15 protein-coding genes are annotated in these 26113 nt (G+C 62.7%); 9 read left to right on the forward strand and 6 right to left on the reverse strand.

All coding sequences use genetic code 11. The features are described 5' to 3' along the window. Window positions 1-273: 273 nt before the first annotated feature. The 5 genes from gltB (at window position 274) to OIL77_07795 (ending at window position 10648) form a co-directional block, all read left to right on the forward strand. Window positions 274-4971, forward strand: a complete 4698-nt coding sequence (gene gltB / locus OIL77_07775) for a glutamate synthase large subunit (GenBank protein ID HJI45296.1) — start codon at window positions 274-276, stop codon at window positions 4969-4971. Window positions 4972-4976: 5 nt separating this feature from the next. Beyond that, window positions 4977-6458 carry a glutamate synthase subunit beta gene (locus OIL77_07780; GenBank protein HJI45297.1) on the forward strand — a complete coding sequence of 494 codons (1482 nt, stop codon included), beginning with the start codon at window positions 4977-4979 and terminating at the stop codon, window positions 6456-6458. 354 nt (window positions 6459-6812) lie between these two features. Then, complete coding sequence (locus OIL77_07785) at window positions 6813-7520, forward strand: hypothetical protein (GenBank protein ID HJI45298.1); 708 nt, start codon at window positions 6813-6815, stop codon at window positions 7518-7520. Between the two features lie 196 nt (window positions 7521-7716). Next, entirely contained in the window at window positions 7717-8787 is a 1071-nt protein-coding gene (locus OIL77_07790) for a hypothetical protein (protein HJI45299.1), read from the forward strand. 490 nt (window positions 8788-9277) lie between these two features. After that, window positions 9278-10648 (forward strand): amidohydrolase family protein, encoded by a 1371-nt coding sequence (locus OIL77_07795; protein HJI45300.1) that lies wholly within the window; start codon window positions 9278-9280, stop codon window positions 10646-10648. A 149-nt stretch (window positions 10649-10797) separates the two neighbouring features. Here OIL77_07795 and OIL77_07800 read toward each other — a convergent pair whose 3' ends face one another. The 6 genes from OIL77_07800 to OIL77_07825 form a co-directional block, all read right to left on the reverse strand. Then, the gene (locus tag OIL77_07800; protein ID HJI45301.1) at window positions 10798-11271 is read right to left on the reverse strand and encodes a hypothetical protein; all 474 of its coding nucleotides are present in this window, start codon (window positions 11269-11271) and stop codon (window positions 10798-10800) included. 112 nt (window positions 11272-11383) lie between these two features. Further along, on the reverse strand, window positions 11384-11653 hold the full coding sequence (locus OIL77_07805; protein ID HJI45302.1) for a metal-sensing transcriptional repressor: 270 nt from the start codon (window positions 11651-11653) through the stop codon (window positions 11384-11386). A 138-nt stretch (window positions 11654-11791) separates the two neighbouring features. Further along, window positions 11792-12013: a heavy-metal-associated domain-containing protein gene (locus OIL77_07810; GenBank protein HJI45303.1), complete on the reverse strand. Its 222-nt coding sequence runs from the start codon at window positions 12011-12013 to the stop codon at window positions 11792-11794. Window positions 12014-12092: 79 nt separating this feature from the next. After that, window positions 12093-14435 (reverse strand): heavy metal translocating P-type ATPase, encoded by a 2343-nt coding sequence (locus OIL77_07815; GenBank protein HJI45304.1) that lies wholly within the window; start codon window positions 14433-14435, stop codon window positions 12093-12095. A gap of 251 nt (window positions 14436-14686) precedes the next feature. Further along, on the reverse strand, window positions 14687-16771 hold the full coding sequence (locus OIL77_07820) for a DUF6273 domain-containing protein (GenBank protein HJI45305.1): 2085 nt from the start codon (window positions 16769-16771) through the stop codon (window positions 14687-14689). Between the two features lie 171 nt (window positions 16772-16942). Next, window positions 16943-17905: an FHA domain-containing protein gene (locus OIL77_07825; protein HJI45306.1), complete on the reverse strand. Its 963-nt coding sequence runs from the start codon at window positions 17903-17905 to the stop codon at window positions 16943-16945. Window positions 17906-18492: 587 nt separating this feature from the next. Between OIL77_07825 and OIL77_07830 the strand changes: the two genes are divergently transcribed. From OIL77_07830 to OIL77_07845, 4 genes are all read left to right on the forward strand, one after another. Continuing rightward, on the forward strand, window positions 18493-20751 hold the full coding sequence (locus OIL77_07830; protein HJI45307.1) for a DEAD/DEAH box helicase: 2259 nt from the start codon (window positions 18493-18495) through the stop codon (window positions 20749-20751). 680 nt (window positions 20752-21431) lie between these two features. Then, window positions 21432-22133 (forward strand): 4Fe-4S ferredoxin, encoded by a 702-nt coding sequence (locus tag OIL77_07835; GenBank protein ID HJI45308.1) that lies wholly within the window; start codon window positions 21432-21434, stop codon window positions 22131-22133. Between the two features lie 340 nt (window positions 22134-22473). Further along, window positions 22474-24306, forward strand: coding sequence for an NAD(P)-binding protein (locus OIL77_07840; GenBank protein HJI45309.1), 1833 nt, complete (start codon window positions 22474-22476; stop codon window positions 24304-24306). After that, window positions 24300-26111, forward strand: coding sequence for an NADH-dependent [FeFe] hydrogenase, group A6 (locus tag OIL77_07845; protein HJI45310.1), 1812 nt, complete (start codon window positions 24300-24302; stop codon window positions 26109-26111). The genes OIL77_07840 and OIL77_07845 overlap by 7 nt, the downstream gene beginning before the upstream one ends. Window positions 26112-26113 lie beyond the last annotated feature (2 nt).

Raw genomic sequence — 26113 nt, forward strand, 5'->3', positions numbered from 1 at the left:
AGATTGAGACATTCGGAACCGTCTCTCGAAAACATCTCAATCTGTAACAGTTAGTCGTCGAAATTGGGTCTTACTGTTACAGATTGAGATGTTTGAAGAGGTGAGTTTGCAGGCCGAACTTGGGGCCTATGTTGTCGCCCTTGAGGTCGGCGGTGTCCACTCGTAGGGCGTGCGTTACGCGATTGTTTCGAAACGGGTGGGAAACACAACGGGCCGGCGATGCTCCTAGTATGCCTATTCAACTGACTGTCTAATATCTAGGGGAGGATCGCGATGCAGGCAGATTCCGCTCAGCAGCAGGGCCTTTATCGCCCCGAATTCGACCACGATGCGTGTGGCATCGGCGCGCTTGCCGATATCAACGGCGAGCGCCATCACCAGATTCTGGACGACGCACTGTCCATTCTGGTCAACTTGGAGCACCGCGGCGGCACCGGACTCGAGAAGAACACCGGCGACGGCGCCGGAATCCTGTTCCAGGTTCCGCATCACTTTTTCCGTAAAGAGGCTCAAAAGTGCGGCCAGATTCTGCCGGCAGAGGGCGACTATGGCGTGGCCATGCTGTTCTTCCCACAGGACGACAAGGGCGTAGAGGATGCCCGTCGCGTGTTTGAGGAGGGCTGCGCCGAGGCCGGCGTGCCGCTGCTCTTTTGGCGCGAGGTGCCCGTCGACCCGCACGACCTGGGCGAGACGGCCCGCGCCTGCATGCCCACTATCCTGCAGGCCTTCCTGGGCCGTCCGGACGACACGCCCGCCGGCGATGCCTTCGAGCGCCGCCTGTACGTGTGCCGCCGCACCATCGAGAAGAAGGCCGACGCTGAGTTCGCCTTGCGCGACAAGATTTTCTACGTCTGTTCCATGAGTTCGCGCACCATCGTGTACAAGGGCATGCTCGTCGCCACGCAGATGCGCCGCTTCTTCATCGACCTCAACGACGCCGCCGTCAAGACGGCCGTGGCGCTCGTTCACTCGCGCTACTCCACCAACACCACGCCCAGCTGGGAGCGCGCACACCCCAACCGCTTTATCATCCACAACGGCGAGATCAACACCCTCAAGGGCAACGTCAACTGGATCCGTGCCCGCGAACCCAACCTGTACAGCCCCGTGCTGCAGCACGATCTTGAGCGCGTGATGCCCATCATCAACCGCGAAGGCTCCGACTCCGCGATTCTGGACAACGTGCTCGAGTTCCTGGTCATGAACGGTCGTCCGCTCACGCGTGCCGCATCCATGCTGCTGCCCGAGCCGTGGGACCACAACGACAGCCTGAGCGAGGAGCGCCGCGCCTACGACGCCTACCAGTCCATGCTCATGGAGCCGTGGGATGGCCCGGCCGCCATCGCCTTTACCGACGGCCGCACCCTGGGCGCCGCCCTCGACCGCAACGGCCTGCGCCCGGCCCGCTACTACGTGACGCGCGACGGCCGCTTTATGCTGGCGAGCGAGGTGGGCACCATTGAGGTGCGCCCCGAGAACATCCTGACGAGCGGCTGCCTGGGACCGGGCCAGATGCTCGAGGTCGACTTTGCCCGCGGCCGCGTGATCTACAACGACGAGCTGCGCGCCCGCTACGCCAAGGAAAAGCCCTACCGCGACTGGATCGCCGAGGAGACGTTGACCGTCGACGCGCTCGATAAGCCCGCCGCGGCGACGCCGGCTGAGGACGCCGAGGTGCCCGCTGCCGTGCGCATGGCCAAGCTCGGCTATCACTGGGACGATGTCGACGAGGTCGTGCGCCCCATGGCCCAGCAGGGCAAGGCGCCGCTCGCCTCGATGGGCATCGATGCGCCGCTGGCCTGCCTGTCCAAGAAGACACGCTCGTTCTACGACTATTTCTATCAGCTGTTCGCCCAGGTCACGAACCCGCCGATTGACGCCCTGCGCGAGCATATGGTCACCTCGACCACGCTCTACCTGGGCAATCACGGCAACTTGCTCGAGGACTCCCGCACGGCTTGCCAGCTGGTGCGCCTAGAGCGCCCGTTGCTCAACGAGGAAGAGTTCGACCGCATCTGCGCCATCGACCGCGTGGGCTTTAAGACCCGCCGTTTCCGTGCCGTGTACCGCCGCGACGCGGGCGAAGGCGCGCTGCAGGCTGCACTCAAACAGCTTGCCGAGGACGTCGAGGCCGCGGTCCGCGACGGCGTGAACATCGTGGTGCTGAGCGACCGCGCTGCCGCGGGCGAGGTGCCCGTGCCGTCGCTGCTCGCCGTGGGCTGCGTGCACAACCACCTGATCCGCGCCGGCGTTCGTACTTTTGCCGACATCGTGGTGGAGTGCGGTGACGCCGTGTCCCCGCACGACTTTGCGGCACTGATGGGCTACTCCGCGAGCGGCATCTATCCGTACAACGCACATGCGTGCATCCGCGATCTGGCGGCACGCGGCGACCTGGACGTGACGGCCGAGCAGGGCATCGCCAACTACAACAAGGCCGCGACCGCTGGCATCGTCTCCATCATGTCCAAGATGGGCATCTCCACGGTGCAGAGCTACCATTCGGCGCAGATCTTCGAAGCCGTGGGCTTTACGCCGGAGTTCGTCAACGCATACTTTGCCGGCACGGTGAGCCGTGTGGGCGGTATGGGTGTCGAGGACGTTGAACGCGAGCAAAACGAGCGCTACGACGCCGCGCTCGCTATCCTTAAGAGCCCGGCTCCCGATCAGCTGCCCACGCTGGGCCTGACCAAGTGGCGCCCGCTCGGCGGCGAGGAACACCTCATCGACCCCCAGACCGTCTACCTGCTGCAGACCGCCTGCCGCGAGGACAGCTACGACACCTTTAAGGAGTACAGCGCCCGCCTGCACCGCACCGGCCGTGCCGTGCGCCTACGCGACCTGCTCGACTTTAATGCCAGCGGCCGCACGCCGGTTTCGCTCGACGAGGTGGAGCCCGCGCTCAACATCGTCCGCCGCTTTAACACCGGCGCCATGTCGTACGGTTCCATCAGCAAAGAGGCGCACGAGTGCATGGCCATCGCCATGAACCGCCTGCATGGCCGTTCCAACTCGGGCGAGGGCGGCGAGGATCCGCGTCGCGAGACCCCGCTGGCCAACGGCGACTCAAAGAACTCCGCCATCAAGCAGGTAGCAAGCGCGCGCTTTGGCGTGACGAGCCGCTACCTGTGCAGCGCCTTCGAGATTCAGATCAAGATGGCCCAGGGCGCCAAGCCCGGCGAGGGCGGTCACCTGCCCGGCAAGAAGGTCTACCCCTGGATCGCCGAGGTCCGTCAGTCCACGCCCGGCATCGGCCTGATCTCGCCTCCGCCGCACCACGACATCTATTCCATCGAGGACCTGGCCGAGCTCATCTTTGACCTTAAGAATGCCAACCCCGGCGCGCGCGTGTCGGTCAAGCTGGTCAGCGAGGCCGGCGTCGGCACCATCGCCACCGGTGTTGCCAAGGGTGCCGCCGACAAGATCTTGATCAGCGGCCACAACGGCGGTTCTGGTGCCGCTGCTCGCGATTCCATCTGGCATGCCGGTCTGCCGCTGGAGCTTGGCCTTGCCGAAGCTCAGCAGACGCTGCTGCAAAACGGCCTGCGCTCGCGCGTGGTGCTCGAGGCCGACGGCAAGCTCATGGACGGCACCGACGTCGCCGTCGCCTGCCTGCTGGGTGCCGAGGAGTTTGGCTTTGCGACCATGCCGCTCATCTCCATGGGTTGCCTCATGCAGCGCGACTGCCAGCAGGACACCTGCCCGGCCGGAATTGCCACGCAGAACTGCCGCCTGCGTCACGGCTTCCGCGGTAAGCCCGAGCACGTTGAGCACTTTATGCTCTTTGTTGCCGAGCAGCTGCGCGAGGTCATGGCGAGCCTGGGCTTCCGCACCGTCGACGAGATGGTTGGCCATCCCGAGTGCCTGCGCCAGATCGAGGTCCCGGGCAACCGCAAGGCCAACCTGCTCGATCTGTCGCCCGTGCTGGCGAGCGCGACCTGCGAGTTTGGTGCCCACATCCCGGGCGCCGACGGTCGCCACTTCCTGCCGCAGATGGCCGCGGACAGCGAGCTCGACAAGACGCTCGACTCCACGTTGTTTGTGCCCTATACGGCCGATGCCCGTGCGCACCTGCGTCCGATTCGCTTCCGCGCCGATATCGCCAACGTCAACCGCTGCGTGGGCACCATCTTGGGCAACGCGGTGACCAAGGCGCATCCCGAGGGCCTGCCCGCCGGCTCCATTACCATCGATTGCGATGGCTCGGCCGGTCAGAGCTTTGGCGCCTTCCTGCCGCGCGGCATTACGCTCAACGTGTGCGGCGACGCCAACGACTACTTTGGCAAGGGCCTTTCGGGCGGCGAGGTGTCGGTGCGCCCCAACCCGCATGCGACCTACAAGTTCGACGAGAACATCATCGTGGGCAACGTTGCGTTCTTTGGTGCCACGAGCGGTCGCGGCTTCATTAACGGTCTTGCCGGCCAGCGTTTTGCCGTGCGCAATTCCGGTGCCACCGTTGTGGTCGAGGGTTGCGGCAACCATGGCTGCGAGTACATGACGGGCGGTCTGGCGCTCATCCTGGGCGAGGTCGGGCAGAATTTTGCCGCCGGCATGACGGGTGGCGTGGCCTATGTCTTCGACCAGTACGGCACGCTCGATGCCCGTGTGAACCACGAGAGCGTTGAGCTCAAGGCCCCGACGGCCGGCGAGCTGGCGCAGATTCGCGAGCTCATCCAGGAGCACGTGGACGCGACGCAGAGCCCGCGCGGCATCAAGCTGCTCTACAGCTTTGAGACGATGAGCAAGCACTTTGTGAAGGTCATTCCGACCGAGTACGAGCGCGTGCTGGCGATTGTCACCGCGGGCGAGGCTGCCGGCAAGACGCATGCGCAGGCAGAGGAGCTGGCGTTTGACATCGTGACCGGTCGCGCGAGCGCCGAGGATGTCGCTCGCTTTGATGTTGCGGGCGGTGCCGTGGACGCTGCGTCCGTGGCTGCCAGCCCCGTTGCTTCGACCAAGAAGGAGGCGTAAGTGCCATGGGTAAGCCCGGTGCTTTTCTTGATATCGATCGCGTGACCCACGAGCTCCGCCCCGTGGAGGAGCGCAGCCATGATTTTGATCCGTTGTATGTGGAGCTCGATGACGATGCACGTCGCGCCCAGGCGAGCCGCTGCATGATGTGCGGCGTGGCGTTTTGCCAGATGGGCGCGAGCTTTGGCAAGGCGCGCCCGAGCGGCTGCCCGCTGCACAACCTGATTCCCGAGTGGAATGAGCTGGTGTATCGCGGCCGCTGGGACGAGGCTGCCGAGCGTCTGTCGCTCACCTCGCCCATGCCTGAGTTCACGAGTCGCGTGTGCCCGGCGCCGTGCGAGGCCGCGTGCAACCTGGGTTCGGTCGATGGCCAGCCCACGACGATCCATGACAACGAGCGTGCGATCAGCGACCATGAGTGGGCAAATGGCGGTCCGCGTCGCTTTGAGCCGGCAGGGGAGGGCGCACCCACGGTTGCCGTGGTGGGTTCCGGTCCTGCTGGTCTGGTGGCAGCGTGGGAGCTCGCTCGCCGAGGCGCCCGCGTGACGGTGTTTGAGCGCGACGACCGTCCGGGCGGCCTGCTCATGTATGGCATTCCCAACATGAAGCTCGAGAAGTCCGTAGTCGAGTGTCGCGTGGCGCTCATGCGCGAGTTGGGCATTGTATTTGAGCTGGGTGCCGATGTGACGGACCCTGCGGTGGCAGCCAAGCTCGATGACTTTGACGCCGTCGTGGTGGCTGCCGGCGCTCGTGCGCCCCGCGGTCTTTCGGCTGCGAACATCGATGCGCCCGGCGTGGTGTACGCGGTGGACTACCTGACGGCTTCGACCGTCTCGGTGCTCGATGGCGGCGAGCCCGCGGTGAACGCGCGCGGCCTGGACGTTGTGGTCATTGGCGGCGGCGATACCGGTAACGACTGCGTGGGCACCGCGGTACGTCAGGGTGCGCGCAGCGTGCGCCAGTTTGAGTTCTTGCCGGCGGCGCCTGATGCGCGCGCGGCGAGCAACCCCTGGCCGCAGTGGCCCAACGTGAAGAAGACCGATTACGGCCAGCAGGAGGCCATCGCTGCCATGGGTGGCGAGATGCGCGCTTGGGGTGTGGATACGCTCGAGGTGCTGCTGGACAAGAAGGGCGCGGTCGCGGGCCTGCGCGTGGTCGATCTGGATTGGTCGGCTGGCAAGCCCGAGCGCATCGCGGGCTCCGAGCACGAGGTGCCGGCCCAGCTGGTGCTCATCGCCTGCGGCTTTACGGGTCCCGAGCATGGCGTGTTCGACGCCGTTGGCGTGTCTGTTGCCACCGCTGGTCGTCCGCTGCCGGTGATGGCTGCCGAGGGCTCGCACCTTGCGGCCCGTGTCGACGGCGTCGCCGCGGATGCCGCGCCGGTGTATGTGGCGGGTGATGCTCGCAACGGCAGCTCGCTCGTGGTGAACGCCATGGCCGATGCCCTGGCCTGCGCAGCCGAAGTCGCCGATGCGCTGGAGCTGTAAAGTAGTCATTTAAGAACGTCCCCAACGACTAGTCATTTTTTTGTCTAGTCGTTGGGGACACTCTTCGCGGGGCGCCTGTTCGTTTGTCGACGTACAAGTGTTCATTCGTCGACGTTTGCGACTGTGCTACTCTGCTCTTTCTGTGGTGGCTGCGGGCATCTGGCTCAAAAGGGCGGGTTGTCTGTCTATGTCTACCTGCGGTTTCTTTGCGGTGCGCTCATTCGGTCAAGTGTCCCGTCAAGTGTTTGGTTGGCATCTGGTTTGCAGTCGAAGGCCTATTTTGCCCGCGCTGACAGTGGCTGCTCGCCCTCCTCGTAAGCTCAAATTGAGGTTCATCAGTTTGAGGAGGATGCCATGACTGACCAAGTTTTTGACCGAGCACAGCTGGCCGAAGCCGTCGGCAACGATATTGCCGACATGGCTCACTTTTGGATGCTGCGGAAGTTTCAATTCCTGGAGCCGGCGCGCGAGCAGTTCGAGATTATCGTCGATCCGTGGCTCAGCTATTGCGAGGAACCTTCTCAAAACGAAATCATGGCCTACAACATGGCGTTTACCGATTGGCTGCTGTTTGAGCGCCCCTATTACCACGGCAAAACGCTGTTGGAGCTGTATGTGGACGAGCCGCCAGCGTCAATTTCTCCTGCTTCGCTCGGACGACTTAAGCAGGTGCGCGACACGCAGTATTTCTCGCGCTTTGGCATTTTGGACAAGGATCCCGCGACTGGCATGGTCGTGCTGAAGGACACGCGCACCGACCGTCGCTTTGACGTCTACGACCCACATATCGTGCAAAAGGAGCACTGGAACGATGGCGCGATTGCGGTGCGACTCGCGTGCGTCGACGATGTATGGCTGACGGCGGGACAGCTCTACCTGTATGACATCGCGCGCCTGAGCGACACGGCGGTTGACGGGCCGGGCGCGGTGCATCCCGAGGACCTAGAGGACGGTTTCGACACCTCGTGCGTCAGCTTCTTTTTACGCCTGGTCCGCGACATCATGGGCGCCCAGGGGCGGTACGTGAAGTCGCTCAACATCTACGAGCAGGAATGGGAGTAGGGGATGGGCAGTCGCGCCGCCGCCTGTCTATTCGTCTCGATCTGTAACGTTTAGGGACAAAAAACCGGTCTACCTGTTACAGATCGAGACGTTTGGCACCTGGCTGGGGGAATGTCCCAATCTGTAACATCTACAGGTCAAAACTCGACCCAACTGTTACAGATCAAGACGTTTGTCGACAGCGGCAACGGTGACAATGGCCCATTTGTCCGATGTGATGGTGATGGAAGTGTCTAATACCGTTTTCAAACACAAGCATGCAACGCGTAACACCTTGGCGCGGAATAGGATGCTTGCTAGGCTCGCGAAGGCGGCTGAACAAGGCGTGCTGCTTGTGACGCACGACAATGCCGAGCTCATGTGGCTGCGGCGTCATGTGGGAACCGATGATATTGCGGAGCCCGAGCCGTATTTGTTCTGTTTTCAACATGATTGGGATGCGTTGACGCCGGCGGAGCGAGCGCTGCGGACCATTAAAGGGCTTGCGGAGTTTCATCCCGATTGGGCGTTTTGGGGTTATGACGCGGCGCTTTTGTGGGGTCTGGAGGTGCCGAATGATCTGCTCGGGCCGCGATTTCTTGTTAAGACAGGTTGCTCGGTGCCGCTGAGTGCAGGATGCCGGCTGTTGCGTCCGCAGACGGCGGGTGCGCTTGAACAAGCCGACGGCGTGCGGGCGACGCCGTTTTGGCGCACGGTAGAGGATTGCCTGCTGCGCGCGCCGTTTTCGTATGGCCTGGCGATTGCCGATTCTGCGTTGCGGACAAAGGGCGTATCGCGCGATGACTTTTGTGAGCAGCTTCGTATAGATTGTGAAGGCAAGCACGGGTATCGCAGAGCGCAGGTGATCGCGTCGTATGCGGACGGGCTGTCCGAAAACGGCGGCGAGTCTCGTTTTCGGGCATTTTTTATCGCGTATGGGTTTCCGGTGCCGGGGTTGCAAGTGGAGTTTCGTGACCCGCTCGATCCGAGCCAAGTGTTTCGCGTTGATTATTTTTGGAGGCTCGAGGACGGAACGTGCGTGATTGGCGAGCTGGACGGAAAGGGGAAGTATACCTTGCAGAACGACGAGGGTCGGGAGTCGATCAACCCATTCGTGGCAGAACGTCAGCGGGAGTCCCATCTGACAATGCTCGGACATAAGGTGCTTCGGTTTACGTTTGATGAGCTCAAGAATCCGGGGAGGCTGGCTGAAAAGATGAGACTGGCGGGTATTCCGCGACGGGTCGATTTGGCCGAGGAATGGAGACGCCAGTGGTATGGGCGCTGAGGGTGCAACTGACGCGGGTGTGGTTGTTCCTACCGAGTTTGTCTCGATCTGTAACAACAAGGGGCCGTTTGGCCTCGTAACTGTTACAGATCGAGACAGAAGGTTGGCTGCCGCTAAAAGATCTCAATCTGTAACATCTAGAGGCCGAAAACCTGTCTACTTGTTACAGATTTAGACGTTTGACGACGGGGCTGGAGAATATCTCGATCTGTAACATCTAACGGCCAAAAACCGGTCTAACTGTTACAGATCGAGACAAAGGTTGGACGCGGTGCCGAAAGATCTCGATCTGTAACATTTGGAAGGTTAAAGACGGTCTACCTGTTACAAATCAAGACGTTTTGCTGGAACGACCGGAACATCGCCGCGCTGTCTCCGTTTGCCCTCACATTTCTCTCTTCCTCCCGTTAACCGATATGTCCGCAGCAATCCTTCCGCGCTGGGTAATAATGGACAAATGTTCAAGTTAATCGTGAGGGAGGAGCTCGATATGGCGACTGCCGATCGTCCCACGTTGTTTATCAATGCGACCGTCCTGGATGGCTCGGAGCATATGGAGCCGCAGCCCGATATGGCCGTGACCGTTGAGCGCGGTGTCATCACCTGGATTGGTCCGAGCGCCGTGGCGCAAGCACCTGCGGGTGCCGAGGTTATCGACCTGGGCGGCGCGTATCTCATGCCGGGCCTCATCAATATGCATGTGCATCTGTGCGGTTCGGGCAAGCCGGTTTCGGCGGGAGATGCCGGCGCGCTGATGAAGAAGCTCGACAATCCCGTGGGCCGCGCCATCGTGCGCCATATCCTCAAGGGCAGCGCTCAGCAGCAGCTGGCAAGTGGCGTGACTACGGTGCGCGGTGCGGGCGACCCGCTGTTTGCCGACATCGCCGTGCGCAACGCCATCGACGCCGGCAAGTATCAGGGTCCGCGTCTGGTGGCGCCGGGAACGGGCGTCACGGTGCCGGGCGGCCATGGCGCGGGCTTGTTCGCCCAGGTGGCCAACAGTCCCTTCGAGGCGGCCGAACAGGTGCGCGACTTGTACGCGCGTGGTGCCGACGTCATTAAGCTGTTCGTGACGGGCGGCGTGTTCGACGCGACTGAAGTGGGCGAGCCGGGCGTGCTGCGCATGCCGGTCGATGTCGCCGCGGCGGCGTGCAAGGCGGCGCACGAGGTTGGCCTTCCGGTCATGGCCCATGTCGAGAGCACCGAAGGTGTGAAGGCCGCGCTTCAGGCCGGCGTCGACACAATCGAGCACGGCGCTCCGATGACCCCCGAGATCATGGAGCTGTATCACGGTGCCGCAGGTACGCAACTCGAGGGACGCGCGCCGAGTGTGACCTGCACCATCAGCCCGGCGCTGCCGTTTGTGTTGCTCGATCCGGAAAAGACTCATTCGACTGACACGCAAAAGAAGAACGGCGACATCGTGTGCTCGGGCATTATCGAGAGTGCTCGTGCGGCGCTAGAAGCCGGTATCAAGGTAGGCCTGGGCACGGACTCGAGCTGCCCGTTCGTGACGCAGTACGACATGTGGCGCGAGGTGGCCTACTTTGCCAAGTACGCGGGCGTGAGCAATGCGTTTGCGCTGCATACGGCCACGCAGGTCAATGCTGAGCTACTGGGCCTGGGTGACGAGACCGGTACGATCGAGTGCGGCAAGGCGGCCGACATTTTGACGACGCGCGAGAACCCGCTCGATGACCTGTGCGCTCTGCGTGAGCCGATGCATGTGATGTGCCGCGGTGACTTGGTGCGCAAGCTCAAGGTCAAGCGTATCCCTGAGGTTGACGCGGAGCTCGACGCGATTATGGCCATGCCGGCAGAAGCCCTGGCAGAGGAGCTCACTCGCGACGGCGTAGCTTAGGCGCTGGCGCGATGGGGCGACAGCTTTATCGAATGATGTCGCTCCATGTAAAAATCCGAGGTCTCAACACGAGGCCTCGGCTTTTTTATCGAACAAAAACTTAAGAATTGGGGCAAACAAACCTGATTAATTTGTCCCGCGTGCGGGCGCTAGGAGCGCGTCTCCATCTTGGCGTGGCACTTGGGGCAGGTGACGCGGATCTTGCCCTTGCCCTTGGGGACGGACAGCATCTGGCCGCAGTTGGGGCACTTGAGGTAGGCCGTGGTCTTGCGACCCTTCCACATCTTCTTGGCCGTTCGCTTGGCGCGCTCAAAGTCCTCCTTGCTGGTGCCGGCCGTGCGCGAGGCGTTGGCAGCTGCAGTCCCGCCGCCCAAGCTGGCGACGAACTTGCCGAGGCCGGGGACGTTTGCGGTCGCCGTGACAAAGGCATTGTTCTCCTTGCGGCGCGCGTCGATGTTTTTGGACAGGCCGCGCAGCACGCCGAGCGCGATAACGGCGATGGCGATCCAGCTGAGCCACTGAATACGGGCCATCGATCCGATCATCGCGATGATAATGCCTGCGAAGCCCAACACGACGGTGAGTTCGTCGGCGCCGTTGCGACCCTTCATAAAGTCATTCATGCGAATTGCCTTTCGTTCGATATGCTGCACGCCTTTATACCCCTTTTGGTGCATTGGGGACAGGTTAATCTGCACCAAGATGGTGCAAACGTACCTGTCCCCCTTGCACCAATTACTTGGCGAGCTTGTCGACGACGCGTTCGATCTCGGCGAGCTTGGCGGCTTTGAGCTCCTCGTCGCCCGATTCGATGGCCGAGGCGACGCAGCCCTCGATGTGTGCCTTCAACACATCGGCGTTGATGCGGGCGATAAGCGCCTGCGTGGCCATGAGCTGCGTGGAGATGTCGACGCAGTAACGGTCCTCATCGACCATCCGCAGAATGCCGTCGATCTGGCCGCGTGCCGTCTTGAGCATGCGGGTCACCGATTTATGGTCTGCCATCATGGCGGGTCCTCGTTTCTGGTCGATCTTTCAGATGCCCCCGTCAGTTGCGGTGAAATAGTTCTTGTTTGCAGGCTTGAAGCGCTACAACAGGAACTATTTCACCGCAACTTCTGAGGATTGGGTTGGCAGCGCCTGCTACGCGGCGGTCACGGACAGGGCGTGGAACTTCTCGCCCGCGCCCTCGACGGCGGCGGCGAGCTGCTCGGCGGTCACGGTGTCGGCGCACTCTACCTGGACGGTCTGGGTCTCGTGGTCGGCGTCGGCGTCGGTCACGCCGGCTACGTTGAGCAGCGCAGTCTCGACAGTAGCGTCGCAGTGGCCGCACATAAGGCCAGACGTTTTAACGATGTAGTTCATGATTATCTCCTTTTAGTTGAGTACCTAAAGTTGCGGTGGAATACGGACTAAATAGCGGTTTAGCTAAGCATGTTACGCCTTATTTCACCGCAACTGATGGTTTAAAGGTTCGCAGGCGCAGCGCGTTACTTACGACGCAGACGCTCGAGAGGCTCATGGCCGCGGCGCCAAACATCGGCGAGAGCTGCCATCCGGTGAGCGGGAAGAACACGCCCGCCGCCAGCGGAATGCCGATGCCGTTGTAGAACAGTGCCCAGAACAGGTCCTGCTTGATGTTGCGGATCGTGGCGCGCGAAAGCTCGATGGCGCGGGCGACGTCCATGAGGTCGCTGCGCATGAGAACCACGTCGGCGCCCTCCTTGGCGATGTCGGCGCCGGTGCCGATAGCAAGGCCCACGTCGGCGCGCGCCAGGGCGGGGGAGTCGTTGATGCCGTCGCCTACCATGGCGACCTTGCCGCCCACATCCTGCAGCTCGCGGACGTGGCGCTCCTTGTCGGCAGGGAGGACGTCGGCGATGACCTGTTCGCTGCTCAGCCCCACGCGGCGGGCGATGGCCTCGGCCGTCACGCGGTTGTCGCCGGTGAGCATGCGCACGTCGACGCCAAGCGAGCGCAGTGCGGCGATGGCTCCGGCGCTCGTCTCCTTGACCTCGTCAGCCACGGCAATGGTGCCGGCAAGCTCGCTGTTCTTGGCAAAGAACAGCGGCGTTTTGCCCTCGGCCGCGAACTGTTCGGCAAGGCCGGCGGGAACCTTCACGCCCAGCTCGTCCATCAGACGCACGTTGCCGGCGGCGATGACATTCTGCCCCTCGCGTGCCGTAACGCCTCGCCCGGGCACGGCGGTAAAGTCCTCGACCATGCGTGCGACGATTCCGCGCGCCTCGCACTCGGCCATAATCGCCTCGGCCAGCGGGTGCTCGCTTGAGCGCTCCAACGCGGCGGCTAGCTTAAGCAGCGCCTTTTCGCTCATGGCAGGCGAGCCGTCAGCGCGCGTCGCTACTACGATATCGGTCACGGCAGGCTTGCCGCGGGTGACCGTGCCCGTCTTATCGAGCACCACGGTGCCCACGCTGCGCAGGTTCTCCAGCGCCTCGGCGCTCTTAAACAGAATGCCCATCTCGGCGCCCTTGCCGGTGCCTACCATAATGGCGACGGGCGTGGCCAGGCCGAGCGCGCACGGACAACTGATCACCAGCACGGCCACGGCAGAAGTGAGCGCCTCGTTCACGCTGCCGGTCAGTGCCATCCACACCACAAAGGTCACGGCCGAGATCGCGAACACCACGGGCACGAATACGCCGGCGACCTTGTCGGCCATGCGGGCGATGGGCGCCTTGGTGGCGTTGGCGTCCTCGACGAGCTGGATAATCTTGGCGAGCGACGTGTCGGCGCCCACACGCGTGGCGCGGAAGGTAAACGAGCCCGTGCGGTTGACCGTGGCCGCATTGACAGTGTCGCCGGCGGTCTTCTCCACGGGGATGGACTCGCCGGTGAGCGCGCTCTCGTCCACGGCCGAGCTGCCCTCGAGCACCACGCCATCGACGGGGATGGACTCGCCGGGGCGCACGCGCAGGACCTGGCCGGGAAGGATGGCGTCGACATCGACGGTGGTTTCGGTGCCGTCCTCTGCCACGACGGTCGCGGTCTTGGGCGCCAGGTCGATCAGCGCTTCGATGGCGCCGCCGGTTTTGGATTTGCTGCGCGTCTCGAGGTATTTGCCCACGGTGACGAGCGACAGGATTGTGCCCGCACTCTCAAAATACAGATTGTCCATGCCCGTCATCATGGCCTCGTGGACCTGTCCGGCGGCCAGTTGGTCGGCCATGATGAACATGGCGTAGAGCGACCAGGCGATGGAGGCGGTGGCGCCCACGGCAATAAGGGCGTCCATAGTAGGCGCGCCGTGCGCGAGTGATTTAAACCCGTTGATAAAGTACGCGTCGTTGACGTAGACGATGGGAATGAGCAGGACGAGCTCGGTGAGCGCGAGCGTCATGCTGTGGGTGTGGTCGGTGAAGATGCCGGGCAGCGGCCAGCCGAGCATGTGCCCCATGCCTATGTAGAACAGTGGGACAAGGAATACGATCGAGACGATGAGGCGGGTGCGCATGGCAGAGGCGGCGGCCTCCAACTTTTTGGTCGGCGACTCCATATGGGTGACGCCAGACCTGGCCTGCGAGCTGCCGCTTTGGACAGCGTCGGTGCCCGTGCTGATGGGCGAGGCCGAGTAGCCAGCGCGATCGACAGCGGTGCAGATATCGTCGGGGGAGACCTGCGCAGGGTCGTAGTCCACCAGCATAGAGCCGGCGAGCAGATTGACCGCGACGCTCTCGACGCCGTCGAGCTTGCTGACGGCACGGTCCACGTGCGCTTGGCACGCGGCGCACGTCATGCCGCCCACGTCGAACTTATCTTGAGCCATGGCTTCTCCTTTCTGTGACGTAGTGTCGGAAATGTTAACCTGCCGATACTATACACCCATACCCCCTGGGGGTGTCCAGTACAGAAAGAAATGTATGAGATTTCGTTACAGATGAGGATGGATGGTTGGCCGATGGACCGTCCCAACCAATCATCTCAATCTGTAACATCTAGCAGGGAAAATGACCTCTAACTGTTACAGATCGAGACAATTGCCGGGGAGGGGTCCCGTTGCGGCAAGACGCTCGCCGCCTAGATACAGAACCCGGGGATCACACAGGTTAGCTTGTTTGGCTTTTCCGCAGGCGTTGCGTACGTAAAGACGTCGCCGTCGTGTCCCACGCGGTTCATATAGAGCGTGCCTTCGCTCTCCGATGTGTCGGGGCTCACCGTGCGCTCCCACCAGCAGGTGTCCTTGCCCTTCCACTGGCGGACCATCGTCTCGTTCGTGGAATACGGGCTTACCTTGAGCTCGCGGAAGAGCTGATACTCCTTGCCCTCGCCGTTGTAGATGTCTGCCAGGTAGTGATAGTCCTCGGTAAACGAATCGGGCGGTTGCGTACCGCACAGCTCGACCATGGCGGGCAGCCAAAGGGTTGCGGGCAACTCGCTCAGGCACGATGCGCTGTTGGCGGCGCCCACATTGTTCGAGACCTTCTTGACACCTTTAATGAGCGCGCGCAACTCGTTGGGCAGCAGCTTAAGGCCGTCGCCGTTGAGCCACTCCCGCAGCTCGCAATCTGCCCAGCCGGCGCTCGGCGGTTCAGCCGCAGCGTTGCGCTCGGCAATACCCGCGTCGAACATAAACGTCAACCCGGCCTTGCCCGTCCCGTCCAGAAGCTCATCGTGGCGGATGCCCACAAGCTGCGCGCCAACCTGCAGCCCGTTGGTGAGCGTGATACGCTTGGTACACGGATAGGGGATATGCCCATCGGCATCGAGCAGGTGATAGCGCTTGGCAATCTCGCGTGCCTCGCTACGGGTCTCGGCGGCCTTAATCTTGAGCGAAATCTCCTGCAGCTGATCCCAAATGTAGTCGTCAAGCGAACCGCGGATGCCGTCCAGGTAGTCGGGGATGCCAAAGCCATGGGTCGCCGCCCCAATGACGCTGAGCCCCGCAACGGCTGCAACGACGCCACCGATAATAAAGCGGCGGCGGGTCATGGCATCGTGCCGGGCCTGCTCCAGGATCTCTCGCGCGCGCTCGCCGGCGACGTCGACCTTAAGGTGCGTGCCAGAATCGATATCAATCGCGGCCTCGTCTCCTGTGCCTTCGCGGCCCTCGGATTCGGCATCGGTGAGGTATGCCGAGAGCACCTCGAGCATCTGCTGCTTGGTGGGACGATCGCACTGCTCGACTGAGAGACCCTTCATGATGATTTGGACGAGCGCTTCATCGCCCTCGCAGCGCGGCTCGAGCGGCGCCGGCTTGGTCTTGGTCTTTACGAGATAGAACGAGCCGGTTGCAGCGGCGTCCGTCGACTCAAAGTCAAACGGTTTGCGACCGCTGTAGAGCTGGTACAGAATGCTCGAAAGCGCGTAGACATCGATTGCCGGCGAACGGCGAAGGGCCGCGATGCCTTCGATATCCTGCGTGAGCATCTCGGGCGCGGCGTATGCGGGCGTGGCAAAGCGCCAGATGTCGGCGCGCCGGGTGATCGTGTCGTCGCCGAGAGCCATGGTCGCGGAGCCCATGTCGATGAGGCAGGGGTCAAAGGAACAATCGGCAATCTGCTGCTCGAGTGTTCGGCTGGTGGTGCGGAACATGATATTGGCAGGCGACAGGTCGCGATGGACGACCGGATTCACGAGGCCTTGGGTCATCAAGAGCGCACGAAGCACGGCGTTTCCGACGGCGGCGACCATCTGGGTGGTCAGCCCGCCCGAGGCGTCGTGCGGAAGCAGGGGTAGCGCCTGCTTGAGTGAGGTGCCCTCGACCCACTCCATGAGGATGAGCGGGTCATCCTCGCACGATCCGTAGCCATAGACGCGTGGAAATCCGCGCAGGTGCGAGACGGTACACAGATGACGGTACTCCTCGAACAGCGCGGCGGTGTTGGCCAGGTGCGCTGCCGATTGCTCGGCGGAACGGTCGGGGGCTTGGCCGGAAAGGATGGCGTTGTCCTTGAGTAGCTTGACGGCAAAGACCTCGCCGCTCGTGTTGGTCGCGCGCAGCACGTGCCCGATGTTGCCGTTGTTGCGGTGGGCCGTCTGGAGAATAAGCGTCATAAACCGACGCTTGGCCTCGTCCTCGGCGCTGGGGTCGACCGCCACGGCGGTGTCGAACGTGTCAAGACGGATGAGTTTGTCGCCATAGGCGCTATCGGTAGTATCCATGGCGTTCCTTTGTCTGGCATGGGTTGCCGCACGTATACGTGAGCAGTGCGGATATCGGTAAAGAACCATGATAGCCGCACTGCCCACGTATGCCGCTGAGTATTGTCGTTTACGACGCAGAAGGTAGAAGACGAAAGACGGACGGCGACCGTCTTCCGATCGCCGTCCGTGCTAGTCCACAATGACAAGGAATGTCGTGTAGAGACCCAGATGGAGCCTGTCGCTGTTGGCGATTTCCACGGGGGGATAGACTTTGCCGGGCTCGCGTTGGTCGCGCGGCGGCTCAATCACAATATCGCCGTCGCCCGCGCCCGATTCGAGCACTGTGCCGTTGGTCGATCCAAGGCCCTGGGCGTACCAGTGCTCACCCTCGAGCCAAATGCGAAGATGCTCGCGCGATGCGTCGGCGCCCACATCGGTGATGCTGGGCGAGGTTTTGGGCAAAGAACCAATCACGGTGCCGCGCGGATCGCGTGTGAGGGGATGGATTTGCATGTCGGCGCAGTTGTCGGCATGGGTTCTGAGCAGACCGAGGTTGGGGGCGACGGTGCGCGGCTGTTCCAGGCTGTTCATAAAGCCACGTCCGACGGTAGTTTCGGTGGTGCCGAAGTGCCCGCCCGTCTTGCTGCTGCAAAAGCGCTCGACGGTGGCCACGCCCTGAACGGGATCGGCGAGCGCCCCCGTTGCCACAAAGAGCATAAGGTAAAGCGTGCTTTTCTCGCGCACGGCATTGCCGTCGAAGTTGTCGATGCGATTGAGGGCATTTGCATATAGGCGGCTGTCCAGCTTGTAGCTGGCGAGAGCCGACATCATTTCGTTGGCGGCCGGACCGCGATAGTGCTCGGCGATTGCCCGATAGGCGGCCTCGCCGCCGCCGAGCTTGCTGCAGATTGCCGAGGAAAGGTTGAGTGTGGTGACGGTAAAGTCGCTGTAGATGGAGGGTGCGCACTGGTCAGGCTTGCGATGGACGATGTAACGGGTGAGATACGAGCGGTTGGAAGAGCATTTCTCGAGCAGGGTACTGCCGAGATAAGAGTTTCCATTGATGAGCATTCGGGCGATCTCGAGATGTTTAAGACCGCCGAACGAGCGAATATCGTTATAGAGGACCGAGCAAGGCGTCTCTGCTGCCACGGATACCTCCTTTGATTGCTTCCTAGCCAATATGGCGATAGGAATTAATGGCCCCGGTGGGCGACGTATTAAATGGCTGCACAATAAATAGTGTAACCAAAGCAACATTATAGGCCACATGTTCGAAATTGCAGGAAGACTGAGAGATTTGGTTTGGACTGGACGGAAATCCCCCTCTGTCTTGATCTGTAACAATTAGGGCCGATTTTACTCGGTAACTGTTACAGATTGAGACGTTTGTGAACTGTGTCGACCGTTTGTCTCGATCCGTAACACGTAGAGGAAGATTTGCCCTGTAGATGTTACAGATTGAGACAATCAGCCAGCCCCGCCCCGTCCGCCTCGTCATCTGTGGTTTACGTGGGGGCATACGGAGTGCGGGTATACTAACCGGCGGCGAATCTGCTCCATCGCTTAGAGCTGCTGCGTCTGGACGGCGCGTGATAGGGCTGCCAAAGCGATCGCCAGCGTGCTGAGCAACGTCCTCTCTGTGCGCACCCGTTTTTGTATGTATTAGCGCACTACCAAGCACGCCAGCGCGGCCGCATGCCGTGCCCATAGCGCGTGCAGATAAGGAACAACAACATATGCGTAATTCTGTATCCGACGTCACCGACGCCGAGATTCTGGACGAGACCCGCGAGGCCATGACCCAGGCTGCCTTCGATGCCGCCGATGAGGCCAATGCTGCCCAGGCCGTCGAGTCCGCTACCGAGAGCCTGCCCGCCTTTGACGAGCTGGGACTTTCGGACGAGATGCTTCGTGCTATCGAGAACCTGGGCTACACGGCGCCGACGCCCGTGCAGGCCGGCTCGATCCCCGTGGTGCTCGAGGGTCGCGACCTGCTTGCCGCCGCTCAAACCGGCACCGGCAAGACGGCCGCCTTCTTGCTGCCGACCATGAACAATCTGGAGCACATCGCTCCGCCCAAGCCCGTGCGCGAGCGCGGCGGCCGCAACCGTCGCCGCGGTGCTAAAAAGCCCGAGGGCAACGGCCGTGGCCCCGTGATGCTCGTCATCACCCCCACGCGCGAGCTTGCCCAGCAGATCGACGAGGTCGCGAGCAAAATCGCCGACGTCACGGGCCACGTTGCCGTGACCGTCGTGGGCGGCGTGAGCTACAAGCCGCAGACCGCGGCACTCAAGTACGGCTGCGATATCCTGGTCGCCACGCCGGGTCGTCTGGTCGACCTGATCGAGCAGGGCGCCTGCCACCTGAACGAGGTCAAGGTCCTGGTGCTCGACGAGGCCGACCGCATGCTCGACATGGGCTTTTTGCCCGCCGTCCGCCGCATTGTGCGTGAGACGCCGGCCGAGCGCCAGACGCTGCTGTTCTCGGCGACGCTCGACGAGGAGGCCGTGGGCGAGATCACCGACCTGGTGAGCGATCCGGCTCGCGTGGAGATCGCGCCCGCCACGTCGACCGCCGACACCGTCGATCAGTTTGTGTTCCCGGTGTCCATCGAGGCCAAGAACAACCTGCTGCCCGAGTTCCTAAAAAAGGAGGGCCCGGAGCGCACGATCGTCTTTATGCGCACCAAGCACCGCGCCGACAGCTGCTGCCGTCGTCTGGAGCGCAAGGGCATCAAGGCCGCCGCGATTCACGGCAACCGCAGCCAGGCCCAGCGCGAGCGCGCGCTTTCTGCCTTCCGCGACGGCACCGTCGACGTGCTGGTGGCAACCGATGTTCTCGCCCGCGGCATCGACATTAGCGACGTGCGCTCCGTCGTGAACTTTGACGTGCCGGCCGAGCCGACCGACTACATCCACCGTATTGGCCGTACGGGCCGCGCCGGCGAGCTGGGCTGGGCCATCACGTTTGTGACCGAGCAGGATGTCGATGAGTTCTACGAGATCGAGAAGCTCATGGACAAGACCGCCGACATCTACGAGGCCGGCGACCTGCATGTGGGCCCCAATCCGCCCGCGGTTGACCCCGAGCGCGATCCTGCGGCCTTTAAGGTGAAGAAGAAGACCAAGCGCGGCAAGTCCAAGAGCAAGAAGAAGCTTGAGCAGGCGCGTCGCGACGGCAAACGCAACGGCGACGATTACGGTGATGTGGCCGGTCGTTCCAACCGCGGTCGAGACGAGCGTCGCGGCGACGGTGAGCGTCCGAGCCGTCCCAAGCGCGGCGGCAAGACCCGCGTGCGCGAGGGCGTTCAGGCTCGCGTGGACGAGGCTGTGGAGAGCGTGGCCCGCGAGGTGGCTGCCGAGGAGCGCGGCGGTGCTGGTGTCGTTGAGCAGGCCCCGCGCGGCAACCGTGCCGAGCGCCGTGCCAAGCAGTTCCAGGGCGAGGCGCATCGCCGTCGCCGCGAGGACGAGGACCGCGGCGGTCGTCGCCGTGTTGAGCGCGAGGACGAGGGCCGTGGCTCGCGTGGCGGCAAGCGTGGTTCGGGCGATCGTCGTCGTTCCGGTCGCGATGGCGAGCGCGGCGGCCGTGATGAGCGCCGTGGCGGCGAGGGCCGCGGTTCGCGTGGCGAGCGTGGTACTCGCGGCGGCGAGTCCCGTGGCGGCAAGCGCTTTGATGAGCGCGGTGGCCGTGGCGGCGAGCATCGCGAGGGCACTCGTGGCAATGGCAGCCGCAGCGGTGCTGGCCGCTCTAACGAGTCGCGCGATCGCCGCGATCCGCGTGCCAGCCGCGATCGTCGCGATGACTGGCGCAACTACGACGATACCCGCGAGGAGCGTCGTGGCGGCTATCGTGGCGGGCGTGGCGGCAACCAGGCCGGCTCCCGCGGCGGCCGTGCCGGTGGTCGCGATAATCGTGGTAGCTATGGCAATAGTCGTGGCGGCAAGCGCGGCGGCAGCTCCCGTCGCCCCGGTGACGGCGGCGGCAAGCGCAAGTAACATACGCATCGCCCGCTAGAGCGAGGTGAACCAAGGGCCCCGAGCAACTACGCTCGGGGCCCTTTTTGTTTGCCGTATCCGATCGCTAGTTCAAATGTGATTTCCTCGGGAATGCATCTAGAGGATGCCGTGGGCCTGTTTCCTACCATGCGGCAATGGGTCCCATGGGGTGCGCCGTGCATTTTTTGGAGTATTCTGCAGTTCGAGTTGTCTGCATATGATTTGACGTCGCCAACGGTGGCTTTCGGATATCCCTAGCGAGCGTTCTGAGTCAGATTTCGTCGTTTTCCGGAGCAGGGGCGCGTCATTCTCGCCATGTCGGAACCCAAAATGACGCAGCGCCCTAAAGGTTTGCCCGCTCGGGGTATTGCTGGCGCGGTCACGTTGCAGAATACTCCGTTTTTTGCACGGGCCAGGATGGGGTACCTCGGGAGAACACGGCGGTATCCCGTAAATATATACAATCTGTACCGTAATTTATACAAAACGAAGAGGCAGACAGCGTAGGGTGGGTGCATTGGGGTGCTTGGTGCACCAAAACGGGGATCCCATGCGCCGTATACTCTGGCTGGATGTGAAAGCGGCTTGACGCGTTGCCAGGCGTAGGGGAGGGTGCCTCGATGAGCGTATTCGAAATTGTGTTTAGTCCGACGGGTGGAACGCGGAAGGTGTCTGGCCTTGTGGCCGGGGCACTGGGCAAGAATACCGTTACCGTCGATCTGGCCGATAGCGGGCTAGATTTCAGCGCTGTCTCGATGACTGAGGACGACGTGGCCGTAATCTCTGTGCCGGCGTATGCCGGTAGAATCCCGGCTGTGGTGGCTGACCGGTTGGGCATGGTGCGCGGCAACGGGGCTCGGGCTGTTTTGGTTTGCGTATACGGAAACCGCGCGTTTGAGGACACGCTCGTAGAGCTGGAGGACGTTGCGAAGCGCGCCGTATTTAGGGTTGTTGCAGCGGTTTCTGCTATTGCTGAGCATTCCGTTGCTCGTCAGTTTGCTGCTGGGCGACCGGATGCGCAGGATGCGGCGCAGCTCGCAGAGTTTGCGCAGCAAATTCAGCAAAAGCTGTTGGCTGAGGATGCGTCCGGGCCCTCTATCCCCGGCAATCGTCCTTATAAACAAGCCGGAGGTCACCGCATGGCACCCGAGGCAACAGAGGATTGTGTCTCCTGCGGTGCATGCGCCGCGGCGTGCCCCGTTTGCGCTATCGACAAGAGTGACCCCAAACGAGCAGCTGGCGAGGCGTGCATCTCCTGCATGCGCTGCATCGCCGTATGTCCGCGAGGTGCTCGCAAGCTTGATTCCAACAAACTATCCGCTGTTTCCCAGATGCTGAGCAAGGTTTGCGTCGCGCGGAAGGAATGCGAGCTCTTCATCTAGCGCAAGTGAGATTGGTGCAAACAAACCTGGCCCTTTTGCACCAAAAACGATCCGTTTTCCTCCGTTCCCAAGGGATCATGTGATCCGAAGGAGACGGAGGAAAACGGATCAAAAAGGAAAAATAGTAAGGCGCTCTTTTTCACATTGAATATTGCAATTTGGTAACGAGTTTTATCAAATATGGCATTTATCTGCGGTAATGTTCTATTTCACCGCTGAGGGTGACATTTTATACCGCCTGCCGAACCGTATGGAGACCTCACAACTTTTTAGGTCAGTGTTGTGCGTGTAGCAATTTCGCCCGGCCTCGCCTCCGGGCTGCCATGTGAGAGGGGATCTTATGGCTCGACTGCACGTAATGGAACGCAGCCACGCTCAGGCCGTCATGGACGACCTGCACGATGCGCTCGGACGTCGTCTGGCGGTGAGTTCGCTCGCCCCGTGTCCCGTTGAGTTTACGGCAGCGCTCGTCAACCTGTGCTCCACCCAGAGCTGCGGCAAGTGCACACCCTGCCGCGTGGGCCTGAGCGCGCTGAGCGATCTGCTCGCCGATGTGCTCGAGGGCCGCGCCGACGAGTCCACGCTCAATCTGATCGAGCGCACCGCCCGCACCATCTATCTTTCGAGCGATTGCGCCATCGGTTACGAGGCCGGCGCCATGGCGCTTACGGCTATCCGCGGTTTCCGTGACGATTTTGAGCACCACATCCGCGAGCACTCCTGTGGCTTTGACCGCGAGGCCCGCGTCCCGTGCGTCTCGGGCTGTCCGGCGCATGTCGACATTCCCGGTTACATTTCGCTCGTCGAGGCCGGCCGCTATGCCGATGCCGTCAAGGTCATCCGCAAGAATAACCCGCTGCCGCTCGTTTGCGGCCTGGTGTGCGAGCATCCCTGCGAGATGCATTGCCGCCGTGGCATGGTCGACGACCCCATGAACATCCTCGCCCTCAAGCGTTTTGCCGTTGAGCACAGTGACCTCAACGACCACAAGCCGCATGTAGTGGACAACACCGGTAAGCGCGTCTCCGTGATCGGCGGCGGCCCGGCTGGCCTTTCCTGTGCCTACTACCTGGCCGTGATGGGCCACAAGGTGACCATTTTTGAGCAGCGCCACCACTTGGGCGGCATGCTGCGCTACGGCATCCCCAGCTATCGTCTGCCGCGCGAGCGCCTGCAGGCCGAGATCGACTGGATCTTGAGCGCCGGCATCGACGTTGAGCTCGATCACTCCGTGAACGGCGAGGAGCTCGCTCGCCTGCGCGACGAGTTCGATGCCGTCTACCTGGCCATCGGTGCCCATAGCGACAAGAAGCTCGGCCTTCCGGGTGAAGAGGCGCCCGGCGTGGAGTCGGCCGTCAAGATGCTGCGCGCCATCGGAGACGACGAGCTGCCCGACCTGAGCGGCCAGCGCGTGTGCGTCATCGGCGGCGGCAACGTGGCCATGGACGTGGCGCGCTCTGCCGTGCGCTGCGGTGCCGAAAAGGTGAGCATCGTCTACCGCCGTCGCATCTGCGATATGACGGCCCAGGACGCCGAGATTGCCGGCGCCCAGGCCGAGGGTTGCGAGGTTCTGGAGCTCACGGCGCCGCTCGCCATCGAGACGGGCGAAGATGGTCGCGTGAGCGGCCTGCGCGTGCAACCGCAGATTATCGGCGAGCCCCGCCGCGGTCGTCCGGCTCCGCGTGCCGCCGCTACGCCCGAGCGCGTCATCCCCTGCGAGCGCGTGTTTGTCGCCATTGGCCAGGACATCGATTCCAAGCCGTTTGAGGACATGGGCATCGCCTGCAAGTGGGGTTGCGTGGTCACCGACTCGGACGGTGCCGTGCCCAACTTCGATGGCCTCTTTAGCGGCGGCGACTGCCAGACCGGCCCCGCCACCGTCATCCGTGCCATCAACGCCGGCCGCGTGGCTTCGGCAAACATCGACCGCTATCTGGGCTTCGACCACAAGATCAAGCTCGACGTGGAGCTGCCGACCGTTCAGTTTAAGGGCAAGCACGAGTGCGGCCGCTGCGAGCTGGGTGAGCGCGAGGCCGGCGAGCGTATTCACGATTGGAATCTGGTCGAGCAGGGCCTTACCGAGGAGGAGGCGCGCCAGGAGGCAAGCCGCTGCCTGCGTTGCGACCACTTTGGTTTTGGCGCGTTCCGCGGAGGGAGGAACCTGGAATGGTAGAGCTCAACAACCCCACTGTCAGCGATAACACCGAAAGCGGAGCACTCAATATGGTCAAGCTCACTATCGATAATTGCGAGGTCGTGGTGCCCGAGCACACCACGATCCTGGACGCGGCCAAGTCCGTCGGCATCCAGATTCCCACCCTGTGCTACCTGCGCGATCTGAACGAGATCGGCGGCTGCCGCGTGTGCGTGGTCGAGGTTGAGGGCTGCGACCAGCTGGTTGCCGCCTGCAACAACTACGTGCTCGATGGCATGGTGGTCCACACCAACAGCCCCAAGGCCCGCGAGGCGCGCCGCACCAACGTGCAGCTGCTGCTTTCGCAGCACGATTCACGCTGCACGAGCTGTGTGCGCAGCGGTAACTGCAACCTGCAGACCATCGCCAACGACCTGGGCATCTTCTATCTGCCGTACGAGCAGCACCTGGCGCGCGAGGGCTGGGATTTCGATTTCCCCATCATCCGCGATAACGACAAGTGCATCAAATGCATGCGCTGCATCAAGGTGTGCGAGAGCGTGCAGGGCTTAGGGATTTGGGATCTGACCAACCGCGCCACGCATACCGCCGTGGGCACCCGCGGGCGTGCGCCGATCGGCAAGACCGATTGCGTCGCGTGCGGCCAGTGCATCACGCATTGCCCGACGGGCGCCCTGCGCGAGCGTGACGATACCGAGACCGTGTTCGATGCCATCGCCGATCCCGACAAGATCGTGCTGGTGCAGATTGCGCCGGCCGTGCGTAGCGCCTGGGGCGAGGAGCTCGGCATTCCGCGCGAGGAGGCTACTGTCGAGCGCCTGGCTTGTGCGCTGCGCCGCGTGGGCTTTGAGTACGTGTTCGATACCGACTTCTCGGCCGACCTCACCATTATGGAGGAGGGCTCCGAGCTGCTCGAGCGCCTGGGTAAGGCCGCCAAGGGCGAGGGCGACAGCCGCAGCTGGCCCATGTTCACGAGCTGCTGCCCGGGCTGGGTACGCTTTGTGAAGGCGCGCTACCCGGAGTTTGTCGACAGCCTGTCCACGTCCAAGTCGCCGCAGCAGATGTTTGGCGCCATCGCCAAGACCTACTACGCCAAGGTGCTGGGCGTGGAGCCCGAGCGTCTGTTTGTGGTGTCCGTGATGCCGTGCACGGCCAAGAAGGCCGAGTGCGCGCTGCCGAGCATGGTGGGCGAGGACGGCACGCCCGATGTGGACGTTGCGCTGACGGTGCGCGAGACGGTGCGCATGATCCGCGCGAGCCACGTGAGCGTCGACACGCTGGTTGAGGAGCCGCTCGACACGCCGCTGGGCTTTGGCACGGGCGCGGGTGTGATCTTTGGCGCCACGGGCGGCGTGATGGAGGCTGCCGTGCGCTCGGCCTATTACCTGGTGACGGGCAAGAACCCCGACGCCGACTTCTTTACCGATGTGCGCGGCCTGGACGGCTGGAAGGAGGCCGTGGCCGGTATCGATGGCACCAAGGTGCGCGTCGCCGTGGCGCACGGGCTAGGCAACGCCGCCCGTCTGCTCGACGCGATTCGCGACGGCCGCGTGAGCTATGACTTCGTTGAGGTCATGGCATGCCCGGGCGGCTGCGTCGGTGGCGGCGGTCAGCCCATCCACGACGGCTGCGAGCTGGCAGCCGAGCGCGGTCAGGTGCTGTGGGGTCTGGATGCCGCTGCGGACATTCGCTTCTCGCACGAGAATCCCGATGTCCAGGCGTGCTACCGCGAGTTCTTGGGCGAGCCGCTCTCGCCGCTGGCCGAGGAGCTGCTGCATACCGACCATCACGCATGGACGATGCCTAACGAGGGGACGTGCTAGCG

This window comes from Coriobacteriaceae bacterium (assembly GCA_025993015.1).
In the GTDB taxonomy this organism is placed as follows: Bacteria; Actinomycetota; Coriobacteriia; order Coriobacteriales; family Coriobacteriaceae; genus Collinsella.

What these genes read in the sequence shown, in the direction of transcription:
- OIL77_07805 (HJI45302.1), bottom strand. Translation starts at nt 11,653, where the DNA reads ATGGCAGACCATAAATCGGTGACCCGCATGCTCAAGACGGCACGCGGC.
- OIL77_07820 (HJI45305.1), bottom strand. Translation starts at nt 16,771, where the DNA reads ATGGATACTACCGATAGCGCCTATGGCGACAAACTCATCCGTCTTGAC.
- OIL77_07790 (HJI45299.1), top strand. Translation starts at nt 7,717, where the DNA reads ATGGCCCATTTGTCCGATGTGATGGTGATGGAAGTGTCTAATACCGTT.
- OIL77_07780 (HJI45297.1), top strand. Translation starts at nt 4,977, where the DNA reads ATGGGTAAGCCCGGTGCTTTTCTTGATATCGATCGCGTGACCCACGAG.
- OIL77_07810 (HJI45303.1), bottom strand. Translation starts at nt 12,013, where the DNA reads ATGAACTACATCGTTAAAACGTCTGGCCTTATGTGCGGCCACTGCGAC.
- OIL77_07830 (HJI45307.1), top strand. Translation starts at nt 18,493, where the DNA reads ATGCGTAATTCTGTATCCGACGTCACCGACGCCGAGATTCTGGACGAG.
- OIL77_07795 (HJI45300.1), top strand. Translation starts at nt 9,278, where the DNA reads ATGGCGACTGCCGATCGTCCCACGTTGTTTATCAATGCGACCGTCCTG.
- OIL77_07785 (HJI45298.1), top strand. Translation starts at nt 6,813, where the DNA reads ATGACTGACCAAGTTTTTGACCGAGCACAGCTGGCCGAAGCCGTCGGC.
- OIL77_07815 (HJI45304.1), bottom strand. Translation starts at nt 14,435, where the DNA reads ATGGCTCAAGATAAGTTCGACGTGGGCGGCATGACGTGCGCCGCGTGC.
- gltB (HJI45296.1), top strand. Translation starts at nt 274, where the DNA reads ATGCAGGCAGATTCCGCTCAGCAGCAGGGCCTTTATCGCCCCGAATTC.
- OIL77_07840 (HJI45309.1), top strand. Translation starts at nt 22,474, where the DNA reads ATGGCTCGACTGCACGTAATGGAACGCAGCCACGCTCAGGCCGTCATG.
- OIL77_07845 (HJI45310.1), top strand. Translation starts at nt 24,300, where the DNA reads ATGGTAGAGCTCAACAACCCCACTGTCAGCGATAACACCGAAAGCGGA.
- OIL77_07800 (HJI45301.1), bottom strand. Translation starts at nt 11,271, where the DNA reads ATGAATGACTTTATGAAGGGTCGCAACGGCGCCGACGAACTCACCGTC.